This window comes from Paracraurococcus lichenis (genome assembly GCF_030657435.1).
GTDB lineage: Bacteria > Pseudomonadota > Alphaproteobacteria > Acetobacterales > Acetobacteraceae > Paracraurococcus > Paracraurococcus lichenis.
The window spans coordinates 41,053-57,289 of the sequence record NZ_JAUTWS010000002.1 but is presented as its reverse complement, the minus strand read 5'-3'; the positions used below and the strand labels follow the sequence as shown (position 1 = coordinate 57,289).

At 72.1% G+C, this 16,237-nt stretch carries 16 protein-coding genes; 9 read left to right on the top strand and 7 right to left on the bottom strand.

What is annotated here, in order from left to right; translation table 11 throughout:
* Positions 1-9 precede the first annotated feature (9 nt).
* Positions 10-996 carry a Bug family tripartite tricarboxylate transporter substrate binding protein gene (locus Q7A36_RS02200; RefSeq protein WP_305102010.1) on the bottom strand — a complete coding sequence of 329 codons (987 nt, stop codon included), beginning with the start codon at positions 994-996 and terminating at the stop codon, positions 10-12.
* 68 nt (positions 997-1,064) lie between these two features.
* Entirely contained in the window at positions 1,065-1,721 is a 657-nt protein-coding gene (locus Q7A36_RS02195) for a TetR/AcrR family transcriptional regulator (protein WP_305102009.1), read from the bottom strand.
* Positions 1,722-1,844: 123 nt separating this feature from the next.
* Here Q7A36_RS02195 and Q7A36_RS02190 point away from each other — a divergent pair, with 123 nt between their 5' ends.
* The 9 genes from Q7A36_RS02190 to Q7A36_RS02150 are packed head-to-tail and all read left to right on the top strand — an operon-like array spanning position 1,845 to position 12,187.
* Complete coding sequence (locus tag Q7A36_RS02190) at positions 1,845-2,828, top strand: Bug family tripartite tricarboxylate transporter substrate binding protein (RefSeq protein ID WP_305102008.1); 984 nt, start codon at positions 1,845-1,847, stop codon at positions 2,826-2,828.
* A 28-nt stretch (positions 2,829-2,856) separates the two neighbouring features.
* Entirely contained in the window at positions 2,857-4,191 is a 1,335-nt protein-coding gene (locus Q7A36_RS02185; RefSeq protein WP_305102007.1) for an MFS transporter, read from the top strand.
* Positions 4,192-4,219: 28 nt separating this feature from the next.
* Positions 4,220-5,002 carry an alpha/beta fold hydrolase gene (locus Q7A36_RS02180; RefSeq protein ID WP_305102006.1) on the top strand — a complete coding sequence of 261 codons (783 nt, stop codon included), beginning with the start codon at positions 4,220-4,222 and terminating at the stop codon, positions 5,000-5,002.
* 24 nt (positions 5,003-5,026) lie between these two features.
* A complete protein-coding gene (locus tag Q7A36_RS02175) occupies positions 5,027-6,247 on the top strand; it encodes an LLM class flavin-dependent oxidoreductase (protein WP_305102005.1) in 1,221 nt (406 codons plus the stop codon).
* A 1-nt stretch (position 6,248) separates the two neighbouring features.
* On the top strand, positions 6,249-7,196 hold the full coding sequence (locus Q7A36_RS02170; RefSeq protein WP_305102004.1) for an alpha/beta hydrolase: 948 nt from the start codon (positions 6,249-6,251) through the stop codon (positions 7,194-7,196).
* Positions 7,186-8,811 (top strand): FAD-dependent monooxygenase, encoded by a 1,626-nt coding sequence (locus Q7A36_RS02165; protein WP_305102003.1) that lies wholly within the window; start codon positions 7,186-7,188, stop codon positions 8,809-8,811. Before Q7A36_RS02170 ends, Q7A36_RS02165 begins: the two co-directional genes overlap by 11 nt.
* Positions 8,808-9,593 carry an alpha/beta fold hydrolase gene (locus Q7A36_RS02160; RefSeq protein WP_305102002.1) on the top strand — a complete coding sequence of 262 codons (786 nt, stop codon included), beginning with the start codon at positions 8,808-8,810 and terminating at the stop codon, positions 9,591-9,593. The genes Q7A36_RS02165 and Q7A36_RS02160 overlap by 4 nt, the downstream gene beginning before the upstream one ends.
* A gap of 1 nt (position 9,594) precedes the next feature.
* Positions 9,595-10,557, top strand: a complete 963-nt coding sequence (locus Q7A36_RS02155; RefSeq protein ID WP_305102001.1) for a Bug family tripartite tricarboxylate transporter substrate binding protein — start codon at positions 9,595-9,597, stop codon at positions 10,555-10,557.
* 13 nt (positions 10,558-10,570) lie between these two features.
* Complete coding sequence (locus Q7A36_RS02150; RefSeq protein ID WP_305102000.1) at positions 10,571-12,187, top strand: FAD-dependent monooxygenase; 1,617 nt, start codon at positions 10,571-10,573, stop codon at positions 12,185-12,187.
* Here Q7A36_RS02150 and Q7A36_RS02145 read toward each other — a convergent pair.
* The 5 genes from Q7A36_RS02145 to tsaA form a co-directional block, all read right to left on the bottom strand.
* Complete coding sequence (locus Q7A36_RS02145; protein WP_305101999.1) at positions 12,175-12,825, bottom strand: 3-oxoacid CoA-transferase subunit B; 651 nt, start codon at positions 12,823-12,825, stop codon at positions 12,175-12,177. The two genes, Q7A36_RS02150 and Q7A36_RS02145, sit on opposite strands and share 13 nt — an antisense overlap.
* Before the next feature lie 13 nt (positions 12,826-12,838).
* The gene (locus Q7A36_RS02140) at positions 12,839-13,537 is read right to left on the bottom strand and encodes a CoA transferase subunit A (RefSeq protein WP_305101998.1); all 699 of its coding nucleotides are present in this window, start codon (positions 13,535-13,537) and stop codon (positions 12,839-12,841) included.
* A 79-nt stretch (positions 13,538-13,616) separates the two neighbouring features.
* Positions 13,617-14,486 (bottom strand): MBL fold metallo-hydrolase, encoded by an 870-nt coding sequence (locus Q7A36_RS02135; RefSeq protein WP_305101997.1) that lies wholly within the window; start codon positions 14,484-14,486, stop codon positions 13,617-13,619.
* Positions 14,486-15,658, bottom strand: coding sequence for a serine hydrolase domain-containing protein (locus tag Q7A36_RS02130; protein WP_305101996.1), 1,173 nt, complete (start codon positions 15,656-15,658; stop codon positions 14,486-14,488). The genes Q7A36_RS02135 and Q7A36_RS02130 overlap by 1 nt, the downstream gene beginning before the upstream one ends.
* Before the next feature lie 92 nt (positions 15,659-15,750).
* A complete protein-coding gene (tsaA, locus tag Q7A36_RS02125) occupies positions 15,751-16,215 on the bottom strand; it encodes a tRNA (N6-threonylcarbamoyladenosine(37)-N6)-methyltransferase TrmO (protein WP_305101995.1) in 465 nt (154 codons plus the stop codon).
* Positions 16,216-16,237: the final 22 nt, after the last annotated feature.

The window sequence follows — 16,237 nt, the reverse complement described above, 5'->3', positions numbered from 1 at the left end:
AAAGCCTGCTTAGTCCGCGGTGGCGATGGCGGTCTGGCGCAGGATGCGGCGCCAGGCCGCGAGTTCCGCGCGCATCCAGTCCCGCGCCTCGGCGATGGAGGCGCTGGGCGTCGGCTGGATCGACTGGCGCCGGAAGGCGGCCAGCACCGGCTCGCTGCCGAGCGCCGCGCGCGCCGCGGCGAAGACCGCCTGCTGCGCTGGCTCCGGCACGCCCGAGGGCAGCATCAGCACGTGCCAGGCGCTGGTGCCGATGCCGGGGTAGCCGGCCTCCGCCATGGTCGGCACCGCCGGCCATTCGGCGAGCCGCCGCTCGCCCGTCACGGCCAGCGCCTTCAGCCTTCCGTCGCGCACCATCGGCGTCGCCGTCGCCGCATTCATGAAGCCGAACTGCACGTCGCCGGCGATCACCGTCTGCAGCGAGGGCCCGGCGCCGCCGGAGAGCACGACATGCACGACGTCGATGCCCGCGGCGCGCGCCAGCAGCACCGTGTCCAGATGGGTATAGCTGCCGACGCCGGTGGAGAAGTAGTTCAGCCGTCCCGGCCTTTCCCGCGCCAGCGCCACGACCTCGGCGAGGCTCTGCGGCACGAAGTTGGCCGCGGTCGCCACCAGCAGGCTCGGCACGTCGGCGATGCGCGTCACCGCCTGCATGTCCCGCTCGTAGTCGAAGCCGAGCCGCGGCCCGGCGAGCAGTGGCGCCGTGCCGTTGGTGGTGACGTTGCCGAGCATGAGCGTGGTGCCATCCGGCCGCGACCGCGCCACCGCCTCCAGCGCCAGCAGCCCGTTCGCGCCCGGGCGGTTCTCCACGACGACGGGCTGGCCGAGCGACTGGCGCATCTGCTCGGCCAGCAGCCGGCCGCTGATGTCGGTGGAGCCGCCCGGCGCGAAGGGCAGCACCAGGCGCAGCGGCCGGTCGAAGGCGGGCTCGGCCGCCGCGATGCGGGTGGCGAGCAGGCCGGCGCCCGCGAGCGCCGCCCGCCTGGTCCAGGCTGGCATCCTCAGCTCCTCCCCTGTCGGCCTTCGCCGGCCTTGTCATTCCCGTCGCGCGCCGCCGCCCGCTGCCGTCACGTCGGCGGCGCGCGGAAGCCGGCGCAGAGGAAGGGCACCAGCCTGGCCAGCGCCGTCTCCACCTCGCCCGGCCGGCAGAGCCCGTCGCCCACCGATTGGATCCGGCCGCTATCGGCCATGGTGTAGATCATCGTCCCCAGCATGAAGTGGAAGCGCCACTCCACCTCCGCCCGCGGCAGGTCCGGCAGCGCCGCCGCCACCGCGTCGAGGAAGGCACGCGTGCTGGCATTGAAGGCCTGCGACAGGATGCGGCGATAGAGGTCCTCGCTCTCGACCGAGAGCCGGGCGCGCAGCCGGCCGAAGGTCGCGCCGTCCACACCCGCCTCGAGCCCGAGCGAGAAGGCCGGGCGCAGGAAGGCCTCCAGCAACTGTTCGAGCATCGGCGGCCGGCCGGGCGCCTCGCGACAGAGTGCGAGCAGGCGCAGGCGCTCCTCGGTGATCGGCCTGGCGCGGCGGAGGAACAGCGCCTCGAGCAGCCTCTCCTTCGAGCCGAAGTGGTAGTTCACCGCGGCGAGATTGACCCCCGCCTCCGCCGTGATCTCCCGCAGGCCCACGCCCGCCAGGCCGCGCGCCGCGAAGAGCCGCGCCGCCGCAGTCAGGATGCGGCCCACCGTCCGCTCCTGCGCCGAGCCCGGCCTTTCGATGGCGTCCACGCTCACGCTCATTCCACCCCGCCCATGGACGCTTGACACTGTGACACCCGTATAAAACACTCGTTTGACCATGCACAAGCGCGGGGCCCATTGCAGGCGCCGCGCCGACGGGGGAGATGATCCATGCGGTGCACCCGCAGGACCATGCTGGCGGTGGCCTGCCTGGCCACCGGCGCGGCGAAGGCCCAGACGGAGGCTTGGCCGACGCGCCTCCTGCGCATGTGGGTGCCCTTCACGCCGGGTGGCCCCATGGACATCTTCGGCCGGCCGCTGGCCGAGCGGCTCGGCGAGAAGCTCGGCCAGACCGTGGTGTTCGAGAACAAGCCCGGCGCCAACGGCATTGTCGCCACGCATCAGATCGCGACGGCGCGGCCCGACGGCGGCACGCTGCTCTTCACCACCGGCAGCTTCATCGGCAACCTCGCCTTCAGCCAGCAGCCCCTGCCCTATGACCCGATGCGGGACGTGGCGCCGGTGACGCTGGTCGCGGACGGCACCGGCATGATGCTGGTGGCGAGCCCGCGCCTCGGCGCGACGAGCATGGCGGAGCTTGCCGCGATCGCGCGGGCGCGCGGCGGCCTCACCTGCGCCATCAGCGGCTTCGGCAACATCACCCATCTCGCGGCCGAGCAGTTCAAGGCCTTCACCGGAACGGAGCTGGTGCTGGTCACGCTGCACGGCACCGCGCCGAGCCTGACCGAGATCCTCGCCGGCAATGTCGACATCACCTTCTCCACCATCCCGCCGGCGCTGCCCTTCCTGCGCGAGGGATCGCTGCGCGCCATCGGCTATACCGGCCGCCGGCGCGCCCTGCTGGTGCCCGAGACGCCGACGATGAAGGAGCAGGGCTTCGCGGAGTGGGAGCTCATCGGGATGATGGGCCTCTGGACCACTGCCGGCACGCCGCCCGAGCGCATCCTGAAGGTCCAGCGCGCGGTGCGCGAGATCGTGCACGCCCCCGATTTCACGAAGCTGCTGCGGGAGGGCGAGTTCGAACCGCAGGGCGGCCCGCCCGAGGAATTCGCCGATGTCCTGCAGCGCGAGCTTGCCATGCAGCTCGGCATCGCGCGCCGGGTCGGCCTGGCATCCGGGACCAGGGCGCGGTGAACGCGCCGGCCAGAAGGGAGGAGAGGCCATGAGCACGAGCACGGGGCTTGCCGGCATCGGCGGAAGGATCGGCCTTGCCGGCCTGACGCGCTACCAGTGGCGCATCTTCCTCGTGACCTGGCTGGGCTGGGCGCTGGATTCCGCCGATTTCGGCCTCTTCGCCATCGTGCTGCGGCCGGCGCTGACCGAGCTGCTGGGCGGCGCGCCGACGCCGGCCGAGCTCGGCCGGGTCGGCGGCTACCTCGCCATGGTCGGGCTGCTCGGCTGGGCGATCGGCGGCATGGTCTTCGGCCTCGTCGCCGACTATTTCGGCCGGGTCCGGACGCTGGCCTTCAGCATCATCCTCTTCAGCCTCTGCACCGGGCTGCAGGGTATCGCGCAGACGCCCCTGCAGCTCGGCGTGTTCCGCTTCCTCGCAGGCCTCGGCACGGGGGCGGAGGCGGTGGTCGGCATCGCCCTGGTGGCCGAGGCCTTCCACAGCACGCACCGCGCCAAGGTGCTGGGCATCATGATGACCGGCGGCGCCTTCGGCGCGCTGATCGGCGGGCAGGTCTACAACCTGGTCGGCCCCTATGGCTGGCGCTACGTCTTCTTCACCGGCGTCATTCCGGCGATCCTTCTGCTGCTGCTCCGCCGCGGCACGCATGAGCCGGAGCATTTCGCCGCGGTGCGGGAGCGCCGGGCGGCGATCCGCGCGGCCGGCGCCGGGTCCGAGGCCGACCGCGACTTTATGGCGCTGCCGCTGCGCCAGCTCTTCTCCCCCGCGCTGCGCCAAAGCACCATCATCGGGCTGCTCTTCTGCCTCGGCACGCTGCTCTCGATCTGGACCAGCCAGATCTGGCTGCCGACCATCCAGGGCCTGATGCTGCAGAAGGAAGGGATCACCGGGCCGGAGGCGATCCGCCATATCGGCAACGGCATGATGCTCTGGGGCATCGGCGGCATCGCCGGCTATGCCGCCTTCGGCTTCCTGGCGGACTGGCTGGGCCGCCGCCTCACCGTGGTGTTCTACAACATCGGCGCCATCGTCAGCGGGCTCTGGCTCTATCTCGGCCTCGACGCCTATGCCCACTACCCGCTGGTGCTGCCGATCTTCGGCTTCTTCGTCTTCGGCGTCTTCTCCGGCCATGCGGTCTACCTGCCGGAGCTGTTCCCGACGCATGTGCGCGCCACCGCCGTCTCCTTCTGCAACGGCACGGGGCGCATCATCACCAGCTTCGGCCCGCTGGTCGCCGGCCTGCTGGTGGTGCCCTTCCACGGCAGCTTCAACATGGCGGCGGCGGTGATGACCTGCTTCGCCCTGCTGAGCATCCTGGCGATGGCGCTCGGCCGCGAGACCCGCGACGACGCGCTGCCGCGCTGACCCGTCACACCAAGCGAAGCGAGGCGTCATGCCGACCGAGACGACCATCGACCGCATCGCGGTCCAGGGCATCGAGCTGGAGGTGCTGCGGCGCGGCGCCGGCGCGCCGGTGCTCTTCCTGCACGGCTTCACGCCGGCCCGGCGCGACGCCCGCTTCCTCGAGCTGCTGGGACGGCGGATGGCGGTGATCGCCCCCTCGCATCCCGGCTTCGGCGGCAGCCCGCGGCCAAAGGATTTTGAAAGCATCTACGACCTGCTGCACCTCTATGGACAGGTGATCGAGACGCTGGGGCATGAGCGGATCTCCGTGATCGGCTCCTCCTTCGGCGGCTGGCTGGCGGCCGAGCTGGCACTGCGCATGCCGTCCCGCATCGACCGACTGGTCCTGCTGGACAGCCTCGGCATCAAGGTCGGCGACCGGGAGACGCCGGACATCCTCGACGTCTTCAACACCCATCCGGACAAGGTCCGCGCCGCCATGTGGCACGACCCGGCGAATGCGCCGGACTACGACGCCATGACCGACGAGGAGCTGGTCGCGCTGCACCGCAGCCGGGAGGCGCTCTCGCTCTATGGCTGGCACCCCTACATGCACCACCCGCGCCTCGCCTGGTGGCTGCCGGCGATCAAGGCGAAGACCCTGGTGCTCTGGGGCGCCGCGGACGGCATCGTGAAGCCCTCCTACGGCCAGGCCATGGCCCGCCTGATCCCCGGCGCCCGCTATGCCGAGATCGCCGCCGCCGGCCACCACCCCGAGATCGAGCAGCCGGATGCCGTCGCCGACCACGTCATCGGCTTCCTGTCCCGCTGATCCCCTTCTTCCGGAGAGACGACCATGGATGCCTGGTGGCAGTGCGAGATTCCCTATCCCGACGTCCCCAAGGAGATCACCGACGCCGCCGATTCGGTGCGCGCCAGCCTGCCCAACCGCTATTGCGACCCGCAGGTCGCGGCGCGGCATTTCGAGGAGGTGCTGGACGAGTTCGCCCTCTGCGACGAGATGGGCATGAATGTCGTCTGCATCGAGCACCATGCCGGCATCAACTCGATGATCGGCTCCAACCCGATGGTGACCGGCGCGCTGGCGCGGCAGACGAAGAACGTGCGGGTACTGAGCCTCGGCACGCTCATCTCGCTCCGCCCCGATCCGGTGCGCGTGGCGGAGGAATACGCCACCGCCGATACCATGCTGCGCGGCCGCTTCGACATCGGCTTCGTCAAGTCGGGCGGGACCGAGATGGCCTCGGCCAACATGCAGCCGGTGAACAACGAGGAGCGCTTCTGGGAGGCGATCGACCTCGTCACCAAGGCGCTGACCAGCCATGACGGCCCGGTCTCCTGGGAGGGCAAGCATTTCAGCCATCGCCACATCAATATCTGGCCCGGCCCCTACCAGCGCCCGACGCCGCCGATGTGGGCGGCGACCGGCGACCCGCGGAGCGCCGCCGAGGTCGGCCGCCGCGGCTACCGGCATGTGCTGGTGCTGCGCGGGCCGGAAGGCACCAGGGCCGCCTATGAGGCGCACCGGAAGGCGCGGCGGGAGGCCGGGCTGCCGCGCGTGACCACCGACAATTTCGCCTATGCCGCCCTGGTCTATGTCGGCGACACCGAGGAGGAAGGGATCGAGGTCGGCAGCAAGCTGCTCTGGTTCCTCAACACCTCCCTGAAATCGGCGCCGCAATACAACAAGTTCCTCCCCGGCGCGGCGCCGCCGCAGGCCGCGCCCGGCCTCTACCGCACCAGGCCGAAGGCGGATGCCGGCCTTGCCCTGCGGGATGCCGAGAAGGGCGTGACGCCCGCCAGCCAGAACGCCGCGAAGCTGATGGGCCTGACGGCGAAGGAGGCGATGGACCAGGGCATCCTCTTCGCCGGCAACCCGGACAGCGTCCACCGCCAGATCATGGAGTTCTACGACAAGGTCGGCGGCTTCGGGCATCTCGTGCTGGTCGGCCGTTCCGGCCCCATGACGCATGCGGAATCGAAGAAGGGCATCCGGCTCTTCTCGCAGGAGGTCCTGCCGCGGCTGCGCGAGGTCGCGCCGGTCGAGGTCGGCTGAGATGGACCCGGAGCTGGCCGCGGCGGCCGCGCTGCTGCGGGAGCGCGGGCTGGTCGCGGCCAGCCCGGTGACGGCGCCGATCGCCGAGGCGCGCGCCGCGCTCGACCGCATCTCCGCCTTCCTCGCGAAGGGCAGCGAGCCCCTGCGGGAGGAGCACACGCTGACCCTGCCGGGCGGGCTGCGCGCCCGGCTCTATCGGCCAGATGCGGCGCATGCGCCGGTGCCGCTGCTGGTCTATGCGCATGGCGGTAGCTTCGCGGTCGGCAGCCTGGATGGCTGGGACCATGTGTTGCGCGACATCGTCCGTGGCTCAGGCTGCGCCGCGCTGCACCTCGACTACCGGCTGCTGCCGGAGCACCGCTTCCCCGCGGCGCATGAGGACATGGTCGCGGGTTTCCGCTGGGCCGCGGCGAATGCCTGCGAGTTCGGCATCGATCCCGGGCGCCTGGCGCTGGGCGGCGACTCCGCCGGGGCCAATCTCGCGCTCGGCGCGGCGCTGGCGCTGCGGGATGCCGGCGGGCCGCGGCCGCGCTTCCTGCTGCTGCACTACGGCGCCTATGACACGGAGACAGACAGCGCCTCCTGGCAGCGCTTCGGCCAGGGCGCGGCGGGGCTCTCCATCGCCTCGGCCGAATGGCTCTGGGCAAATTACCTGACCGACCCGGCGCAGCGGCGGGACTGGCGCGCCGCGCCGCTGCTGGCCGATCTCCGCGGCCTGCCGCCGGCGCTGCTGACCATCGGGACGCTCGACCCGCTGCTCGACCAGAACGAGGCGCTCGCGGCCAGGCTCGCCGAGGCCGGCATCCCGTGCCGGCTGCTGCGCTGCGAGGGGCTGAACCACGGCTTCATCCGCTACGGCCGCCTCGTCTCTGCCGTGCGCCGCTGCTTGGCCGAAAGCGCCGCCGCACTCGGCGCCGCCCTGACGAAGGAGCCCGCCCATGCCGCCTGATCCGCAGCGCATACCGGTCTTCATCGTGGGCGGCGGCCCGGTCGGCCTTGCCATGGCGCTGCTGCTGCACCGCTTCGGCGTGGACTGCGTGGTGGCGGAGAAGAGCGCGACCACGACCGACCACCCGAAGTCGCGGGGCTGCTGGATCCGCACCATGGAGATCTTCCGCCAATGGGGGATCGAGCAGCGGATCCGCGACCGCGGGTTGCAGGACGGCTCCGACATGTTCGTTTTCGTCGAGAGCATCGCCGGCCGCGAGATCGGCCGCACCCGGCCGGAGCCGAACGAGGGCCATACGCCGGCCTGGAAGTCGCTGGTCGCGCAGGATGCGGTGGAGGAGGAAATCCATGCCGAGCTCCAGCGCTCCCCGCATGCGCGCGTGCTGTTCTCGACCGAGGTGCTGGGCTTTGAGGAAGGCCCGGACAGCGTTTCCGTCCGCACCCGCCCGACCGGCGGCGGGGAGGAGCGCTGGTTCCGCGCGCAATGGCTGATCGCCGCCGACGGCGCCGGCAGCGGCACGCGCCGCGCCGCGGGGATCGAGATGCAGGGGCCATCCACCCTCGCCGTCATGTCGAACGAGTACTGGCGCGGCGACCTCTCCCGCTTCCCCATCACCAGGGAGGCCGCGGGCTACCGCATCATCTCGCCCATCCCGGGCGTGCCGGTCTCGACCATCCTCAACACCAATGGCCGCGACCGCTGGCTGACGGTGACGCAGATCGGCCAGCAGCAGGACGACCGGCCGCATCCCTGGACGGATGCGGAGGTGGTCGAGCTCATCCGCCGGCAGACCGGCGTGCCGGACCTCGACGTCACGCTGCTCAACCGCTCCGTCTGGCGCGTCTCGCGGCAGGTGGCGGAGCGCTTCCGGCGCGGCCGCGTGCTGCTGGTGGGCGACGCCGCGCACCGCTTCCCGCCGACCGGCGGCTTCGGGCTGAACTCCGGCGTGCAGGATGCGCACAACCTGGCCTGGAAGCTGGCCTATGTGCTGCGCGGCCGGGCGCCGGAGCGGCTGCTCGACACCTACGACGTGGAGCGCCGGCCGGTCGCCCACAGCAATGCCGATTTCAGCCTCGGCAACCGCCACCGCTACCAGCACATGGAGGCCGCGGCGCGCAGCGGCCAGCCGGACCGCATCACCTTCTGGCTGGACGACATGGACAACCACCTGCACAGCGTCGGCCAGGCGCTCGGCTTCCATTACGAGGAAGGCGCGGTGATCCCGGACGGCACGGTGGCGCGCGGCCATGACAGCCGCATCTACCGCCCGAACGACCGGCATGGCGCGCGCTTCCCGCATCTCTGGCTCGACCACGCGCGCAAGCACTCCACCATCGACTGGTTCGACAAGGAATTCGTCCTCGTCACCGGCCCGCTCGGCCAGGACTGGCTGGAGGCCGGAAAGCGCGCCAGCGAGGCGGTCGGCCTGCCGATCCAGCTCCGCACCATGCCGCGCGTCGACTATGCCGACGGTTTCCGCATGGGCCAGCGCGGCGCCTGCCTGGTGCGGCCGGACGGCCACGTTGCCTGGCGCATGCCCTGGATCCCGGAGGACCCGGCGCGCGCGGTCGCGGAGGCGCTGACGCGCGTGCTGCAGGGCGGGACGCTGGCATGATCCGCCATGCCGCAGCCGGCCCCGGCCTCGAGATCGCCTATGCCGTCACGGGCGAGGGCCCGCCGCTGCTCCTGCTGCATGGCGGCGAGGCCGACCACACGCAATATGACGGCTTCGTCCCGCATCTCGCGCCGCACTTCGCCTGCATCGCCTGTGACCAGCGCGATTCCGGGCAGACGCGCAACCCCGACACGCCCTACGGGATCGAGGCGCTGGCCGACGACGCGGCGGCGCTGATCGCGGCGCTCGGCCATGCGCGGGCGCATGTCTTCGGCAGCTCCCTCGGCAGCGTCATCGCCCAGGCGCTGGCGGTGCGGCACCCCGCGCGCATCGACCGCCTGGTCCTCTCGGCCGCCATCCGCATCGGTCGCAGCATCGCCGACATCAACCCGGAGGCCGCGGCGGAGCTTGGCCGGCTGCGCGCCGACCCGGAAGCGAATGCCGCGCGGATCGCCCGCTGGTTCTACCCCGAGGCGCATCTTGCCGCGCATCCCGAGCTCGCCCGGCGCTTCGCCGGCGGCACGCGCAATCCGGCGCAGCGCGCCCGCCGCAATGCGCTGATCCCGCAGGCGCCGCTGCTCGACCTCTCCGGCATCGCCGCGCCCACGCTGGTGCTGGCCCAGGCGGAGGACCGGCTGGTGCCGCCCGCCCATAGCCTCTCGATCGCGGCGGAGATCCCGGGCGCGCGCAGCATCGTGCTGGAGGGACTCGGGCATGTCGGCACCATCCAGGCGCCGGAGCGCATCGCCGCCGCCATCACGCCCTTCCTGCTGGGCCATTGAGATGCGCCGCCGCACGCTGCTCGCCGCCACCTGCGCCTCGCCGGCGCTGGCGCAGACCGAGCGCTTCCCGGACCGGCCGCTGCGCATGCTCGTGCCCTTCGCGCCCGGCGGGCCGCTCGACATCACCGGCCGTCCGCTGGCCGAGGAGATGTCGCGCCTGCTGGGCCAGACCGTGGTCTTCGAGAACAAGCCGGGCGCCAACGGCATCATCGCCGCGCAGGCGGTCGCGACGGCGAAGCCCGACGGCACGACCCTGCTCTACACCACCGGCAGCTTCGTCGGGAACATGGTCTTCGGCACCGTGCCCCTGCCCTACGACCCGGAGCGCGACCTCGCCCCCGTCTCCCTCGTCTCCACCGGCAACGGCATGATGCTGGTCGGCCGCGCGACCCTGCCGGCGCGCGACATGGCGGAGCTGGTGGCGCTGGCGAAGTCGAAGCCCGGCGGCCTCACCTGCGCCATGACCGGCGTCGGCAACATCACCCATCTCGGCGCAGAGCAGTTCCGCGAGTTCACCGGCGCCGAGCTGCTGACGCTGGTGCTGCAGGGCACCGGCCCTTCCATCACCGCCATGCTGGCGGACCAGGTGGACCTCGCCTTCTCCACCCTGCCGCCCTCGGAGCCGCATATCCGCGCCGGCCGCCTGCGCGCCTTCGGCTATACCGGCACGCGCCGCTCCCTGATCTTCCCCGATGTGCCGACCATGCAGGAGCTCGGCTACCGCGACTGGGAGCTGATCGGCATGGGCGGCGTCTGGACCACCGGCGGCACGCCGCGCGAGCGCATCCTCACGGTGCAGCAGGCCATCCACGCCGCCATGCGCACGCCGCTGTTGGCGCGGCTGATGCGCGAGAGCGATTCGGAAGGCCCCGGCTCGACGCCCGAGGAATTCGCGGCGCATCTCACGAAAGAACTCGCCATGCAGCGCGCCCTGGCGAAGCGCATCGGCATGGGTCGGCAATAGGGACACGCAGGCGATGCTCGAGATCCCCGTCCTCATCATCGGCGGCGGCCCGGTCGGCCTCACCGCCTCGCTCCTGCTCTCGCGCGCGGGCGTGCGATCGCTGCTGGTGGAGCGGCACGACGGCACCTCCCGCGTGCCCAAGGCGCGCGGCATCAATGCCCGCACCATGGAGATGTACCGCCAGCTCGGGCTCGAGGAGGACATCCACGCCGCCGGCCTCTCCGCCGGGAGCACCGGCCTGATCGTCTGGACCGAGAGCCTGGCCGGCCGCGAGATCGAGCGGCGCGTGCCCGGCCGCGCGCTGCCGAAGAACCTGGCGGTGACGCCCACCACCAACTGCCTCTGCGCGCAGGACGACCTGGAGCCGGTGCTGCGCCGCCATGCCGAGGCGGCGGGCCTCGGCGACGTGCGCTTCGCCACGGAGATGACGGCCTTCCGCCGCGATGCGAACGGCATCTCCGCCACCATCCGCGACCTCGCCACCGGCGCCGAGACCGGGATCCGCGCCCGCTGGCTGATCGCCGCCGATGGTGCGCAGAGCCGCGTCCGCCGCGCCATGGGTGTGCGCATGCCGGGCGAGGAGAAAGTCTATGACAGCGTCAATATCCTCGTCCGCGCCGACCTGACGGAATGGGTGAAGGACCGCCCCGCCGCGCTCTATTTCGTGGAGCAGCCCTCGCTGCGCGGCACCTTCCTGACCATCAACGCGCGCGACCGCTGGGGCTTCCTGATCCACAGCCTCGCCCATTACGGCTACCGTCCCGCCGACTTCACCCCCGAATTCTGCACCGCGCTGGTCCGCCAGGCGGCGGGCCTGCCGGACCTGCCGGTGGAGGTGCTGGGCGTCTCCTATTGGGAAGCCTCGGCCATCGTCGCGGAGCGCTACCGCGACGGGCGGATGTTCCTTGCCGGCGATGCGGCGCATGAGATCCCGCCGACCGGCGGCTTCGGCATGAACACCGGCGTGCAGGACGTGCTGAACCTCTGCTGGAAGCTGGCGGCGGTGGAGCGCGGCGAGGCGGGCGAGGCGCTGCTCGACAGCTACGATGCCGAGCGGCGGCCGCTGGCGGAACTCACGACGCGCACCAGCCTCGCCAATGCCCTCTCCATGGGCCGCACCGCGAAGCAGAGCAGCGCGGTGCTGCCGCGCCGGGAATTCCTGAACGAGCAGGGCCTCATCTTCGGCGTGCCCTATGAGAGCGCCGCGGTGCTGGCGGACGGCACGCCACCGCTGATGCCGGAGGATCCGATCACCGAATACCTGCCGAGCGCCCGCCCCGGCAGCCGCGCGCCGCATGTCTGGCTGCAGCAGGGCGACACGCGGCTCTCGACCATCGACCTGCTGGGCAAACGCTTCGTGCTGCTCGCGGGTCGGGAGGGCGCGGGCTGGGCCGCGGCGGCACGTGCCCTCGCCGGCAGCGGCAATCCGCCCATGTCAGCGCATGTGATCGGCGGCAGGCTGGCCGACCCGGAGAATGCCTGGCATGCGGCCTACGAGGTCTCGCCCCGGGGCGCCGTGCTGGTGCGGCCGGATGGCTATGTCGCCTGGCGCAGCCGCGACGGCGCTGCCGATCCGGAGGGCGTGCTGCGCGACGCGCTGGATCGGCTGCTCGGCCGTCAGGCCGCGTAGAGCGGCGCCTCCGTCCGCGCCTGCAGGGCCTCGAGCGTGAGGCCGGGCAGCATGTCCAGCACGGCGAAGCCCCTCGCCGTCACCTCCAGCACCGCGAGGTTGGTATAGACCCGGCTGACGCAGCGCGCCGCCGTCAGCGGGTAGCTGCAGCGCCGCAGGATGCGCGGCTTGCCGTCCTTGGTGGTGTGCTCCATCACCACCCAGACGCGCTTCGCGCCGACCGCCAGGTCCATCGCACCGCCGATCTGCCGCCCGACCTCGGCGGCCGCATGCGCCCAATTCGCCAGGTCGCCGTTCTCCGCCACCTGGAAGCCGCCGAGCACGCAGAGGTCGAGATGCCCGCCCCGCACCATGGCGAAGCTGTCGGCATGGTGGACGAAGGCGCCGCCGGGGCGGAGTGAGACGCGCTGGGTGCTGGCATTGATCAGCCAGGGATTCTGCCGGTGCGCCGCCGGCGCGGGGCCGATGCCGAGCACGCCGTTCTCCGAATGCACCACCACCTCGCGCTCCGGTGGGATGTGGTCGGCGACCAGCGTCGGGATGCCGATGCCGAGATTGACATACCAGCCCTCCGGCACGTCGCGCGCCACGCGCGCCGCCATGCCGTTGCGGTCCAGCGGAAGGATGTCGTCGCTCATCGCCCCTCCGTCCTCAGCGCGGCAGTTCGGGGTCGCCGACCGGCAGGTGCAGCACGCGGTCGACGAAGATGCCCGGGGTGTGGATGTGGTTGGCCGGAAGCTGGCCCAGATCGGCGACATGGTGCGCCTGCGCGATGGTCAGCTTCGCCGCCATGGCCATGATCGGGTTGAAGTTCTGCCCGCTCTCCCTGTAGGTCAGGTTGCCCCAGCGATCGGCCATCCAGGCCTCGATCAGCGCGACGTCGCCGGGCAGCGCCTCCTCCAGCACGCAGGGGCGGCCATTGTACTCGCGCAGTTCCTTGCCTTCCGCCACCAGCGTGCCGGCGCCGGTCGGGGTGAAGAAGGCAGGGATGCCGGCGCCCGCGGCGCGGATCCGCTCGGCGAGCGTCCCCTGCGGGATCACCTCCGCCTCCAGCTTTCCGTCGCGCACCCAGTCGCCGGCGACGCTGTTGGCGCGGACGAAGCTGGTGATCACCTTGCGCACGCGGCCCAGATCGATCAGCCGCGCCACCGCGTTCGGCGGCCTGCCCGGCACGCGCAGCCGCCCGGCTGAGTTGATGACCAGCGTCAGCCCGGTCGCGCCCTGCTCGATCAGGCCCTCGAGCAGGGCATTCGGTGCCCCGACCTCGCCGAAGCCCGGCATCAGGATGGTCGAACCATCGCGGATGCCGTCCATGGCCTCCGCCATGGAACGCACGAATTTGTCGATCATGCGGTGGACGTCCCTCCGCGTCGTTCGTCCTTGCCGCCGAGTGTGGCGCAGCGGCGCCGCGGCGGGAAGGCCAGCGCCGCTACCAGCAGACCAGCAGGCGGAAGCCCTCGCCGTCCGGCACCACGCGCCCGGCGGTCGGCCCGGCGAAATGCGTGCCGATGACCAGCACCGGCCGGCCGGCGACGCCGCCGAAGACGGCACGCCGCGTCGCCTCGGCCTGTTGCGGGTCGCTGTCGGCGGTGGAGTTCCAGTCCAGCCGGGCGAGCTGGCAGGGATGGTGCGCGATGTCGCCGGTGATCAGCGCCTCCTCGCCGCCGGATTCGATCAGCACGCTGCAATGGCCGGGCGTGTGGCCGAAGCTCGGCACCAGCCGCACCTCCTCGCAGAGGCGGTGGTCGGCCTCGACCAGCTCCGCCAGCCCGGCCTGCATGACCGGCTGCACGGAATCGGCAAAGACCGCGCGCTGCGGCTCGCCGCCCGCCTCCCCCTGCGCCCAGTGCTCGAATTCCCGCCGGCCGAAGAGGTAGCGCGCCCGCGGGAAGGTCGGCACCCAGCGCCCTTCCACCAGCCGCGTGTTCCAGCCGACATGGTCCACATGCAGATGGGTGCAGAGCACCGTGTCGATGCTCTCCGGCGGGAAGCCGGCCGCCGCCATGTCCTGCAGGAAGCTGCCCTGCCGGTCGTTCCAGTGCGGGATCCTACGGCCCTGCTTGTCGTTGCCGAGGCAGGTATCCACCAGGATGCGCCGCCCGCCCGGCGTCTCGATGACGAGGGCATGGATGCTCATGCGCAGCTTGCCCGACTCGTCCGCGAAATGCGGCACCAGCCAGGGGATCTCCCGCACTGCCTCCGGCGTCGCCTGCGGCAGCAGGAAGCGGCTGCCGCCGGTCATCTCCAGCTCGACCAGCCGGGTGACGGTGACGCCGCCGACCTGCCAGCGCATCGGCATCAGTCGGCCACCGCGGCATAGACCAGGTTGCGGATCAGGTTGCGGTAGTATTCCCGCTGCCCGACGCCCTGCATCATGAAGACCGCGATCAGCCGCTCCGCCGGGTCGATCCAGAAGAAGGTACCGGCCATGCCGCTCCAGAAGAAGGTGCCGACCGAGCCGGGCGCGGTGGCGATGCCGCGGTCCCGACGCACGGCGAAGCCCAGGCCGAAGCCGTGGCCCGGCGGCAGGAGGGCGCCGTCGCCCGGGATGCCGCCGAGGTGGTCGCTGCTCATCAGCTCCACCGTCTTGCGCGACAGCAGCCGCGTGCCGAGCAGTTCGCCGCCGCCGGCCAGCAACTGCGTGAAGCGCATGTAGTCGGCCGCGGTGCCGACCAGGCCGCCGCCGCCCGATTCGAAGCGCGGCGGCTCCCGCACCTCCAGCAACTGCATCGCGGCCTCGCCGGTATCGGGATCGGTGGCGAGGCCCTCCGCCAGCCGGTGCTGCTGCGCCGGCGGCACATGGAAGCCCGTATCCACCATGCCGAGCGGCCGGCAGATGCGCGCCTGCAGGAAGGCACCCAGCGTTCCGCCGCTGACGACCTCGATCAGCCGTCCCAGCACGTCGGTGGAGCGGCTGTAGCCCCATTGCGTGCCGGGCTGGTGCAGCAGCGGCAGGCGGCCGAGCATCGCCACCTGTTCGGCATTGGTCTGCTCGCGCCGGGCGATCCCCGCCTCGGCATAGGCGCGGTGCACCGGCCCGGTGCCGAGGAATTCGTAGGTCAGGCCCGATGTATGGCGCAGCAGGTCCTGCACGGTGATCGGCGTCACCGCCGGGACATTGCCGCCCGCCATCGCCACGACAGGCGCGGCAAGCTCCGGCAGGTACTTGCCGACGGGGTCGCCGAGCATCAGCCGGCCCTCCTCCACCAGCATCATGACGCCGACCGAGACCAGCGGCTTGGTCATGGAGTAGATGCGGAAGATCGCATCCGCCGTCATCGGCGCGCCGCGCGCCGGATCGCGCCGGCCATGCGCCGAGGTCCAGGCGACGCGGCCGTTGCGGGCGATGCTGACCACCGCGCCCGGCAGGTGGCCGGCGGCGATGCGCTCGTCCAGCCTTGCGCCCAGCGCCTGCAGCCGCGCGGTGGAGAGCCCGACCTCCTCGGGGCTGGCCGTCGGCAGCGCGCTCATGCCGCCAGCGCCGCGTCGAGATTACGGGTTGCCATGCGCCTTCCTCCGCCTCGGGACTTTCCGCCGCAGGGTCCCGTCCCCGCGGCCCGGCGTCAAGCGACCGGCGGCGCCGGCCGGTCACGCTCGCGCGCCGGCTTCAGGTCCAGCAGCGGCGTGCCGTCCACGCAGTCGAGGCCGCGGACCAGTACGGCGTCCGCCTCCACCGCCACCACCTCGACCACCGAGGTGGCGATCGGGTTCGGCCGCACCGGCGAGCGCAGCGCGAAGGTACCGAGCGGCGCGCGGCCGCGTGGCACCTGCACCAGCAGGTCCCGCCGCGCGAGGTGCATCCAGTACAGCACCTCGATCCAGCGCTGCCCCTCCAGGCCCTGCAGCGCCGGCCGCCAGGGGGCCTCCACCTCGATGCGGCAGAGCGGCCCGTCCGCTGCGCCGCGGCGCGGGCAATCGTCGCGCGTGGCGAAGGGCGTGCGGATGCGGCCGATGAAGGTCAGCGCCGCATCGGCGCGCATCGGCGCCGGGCCTTCCACCTCGCCCGGCCGCGTCGCATCCCAGTCCATGGCACGGTCCCTCCGTCGCGCC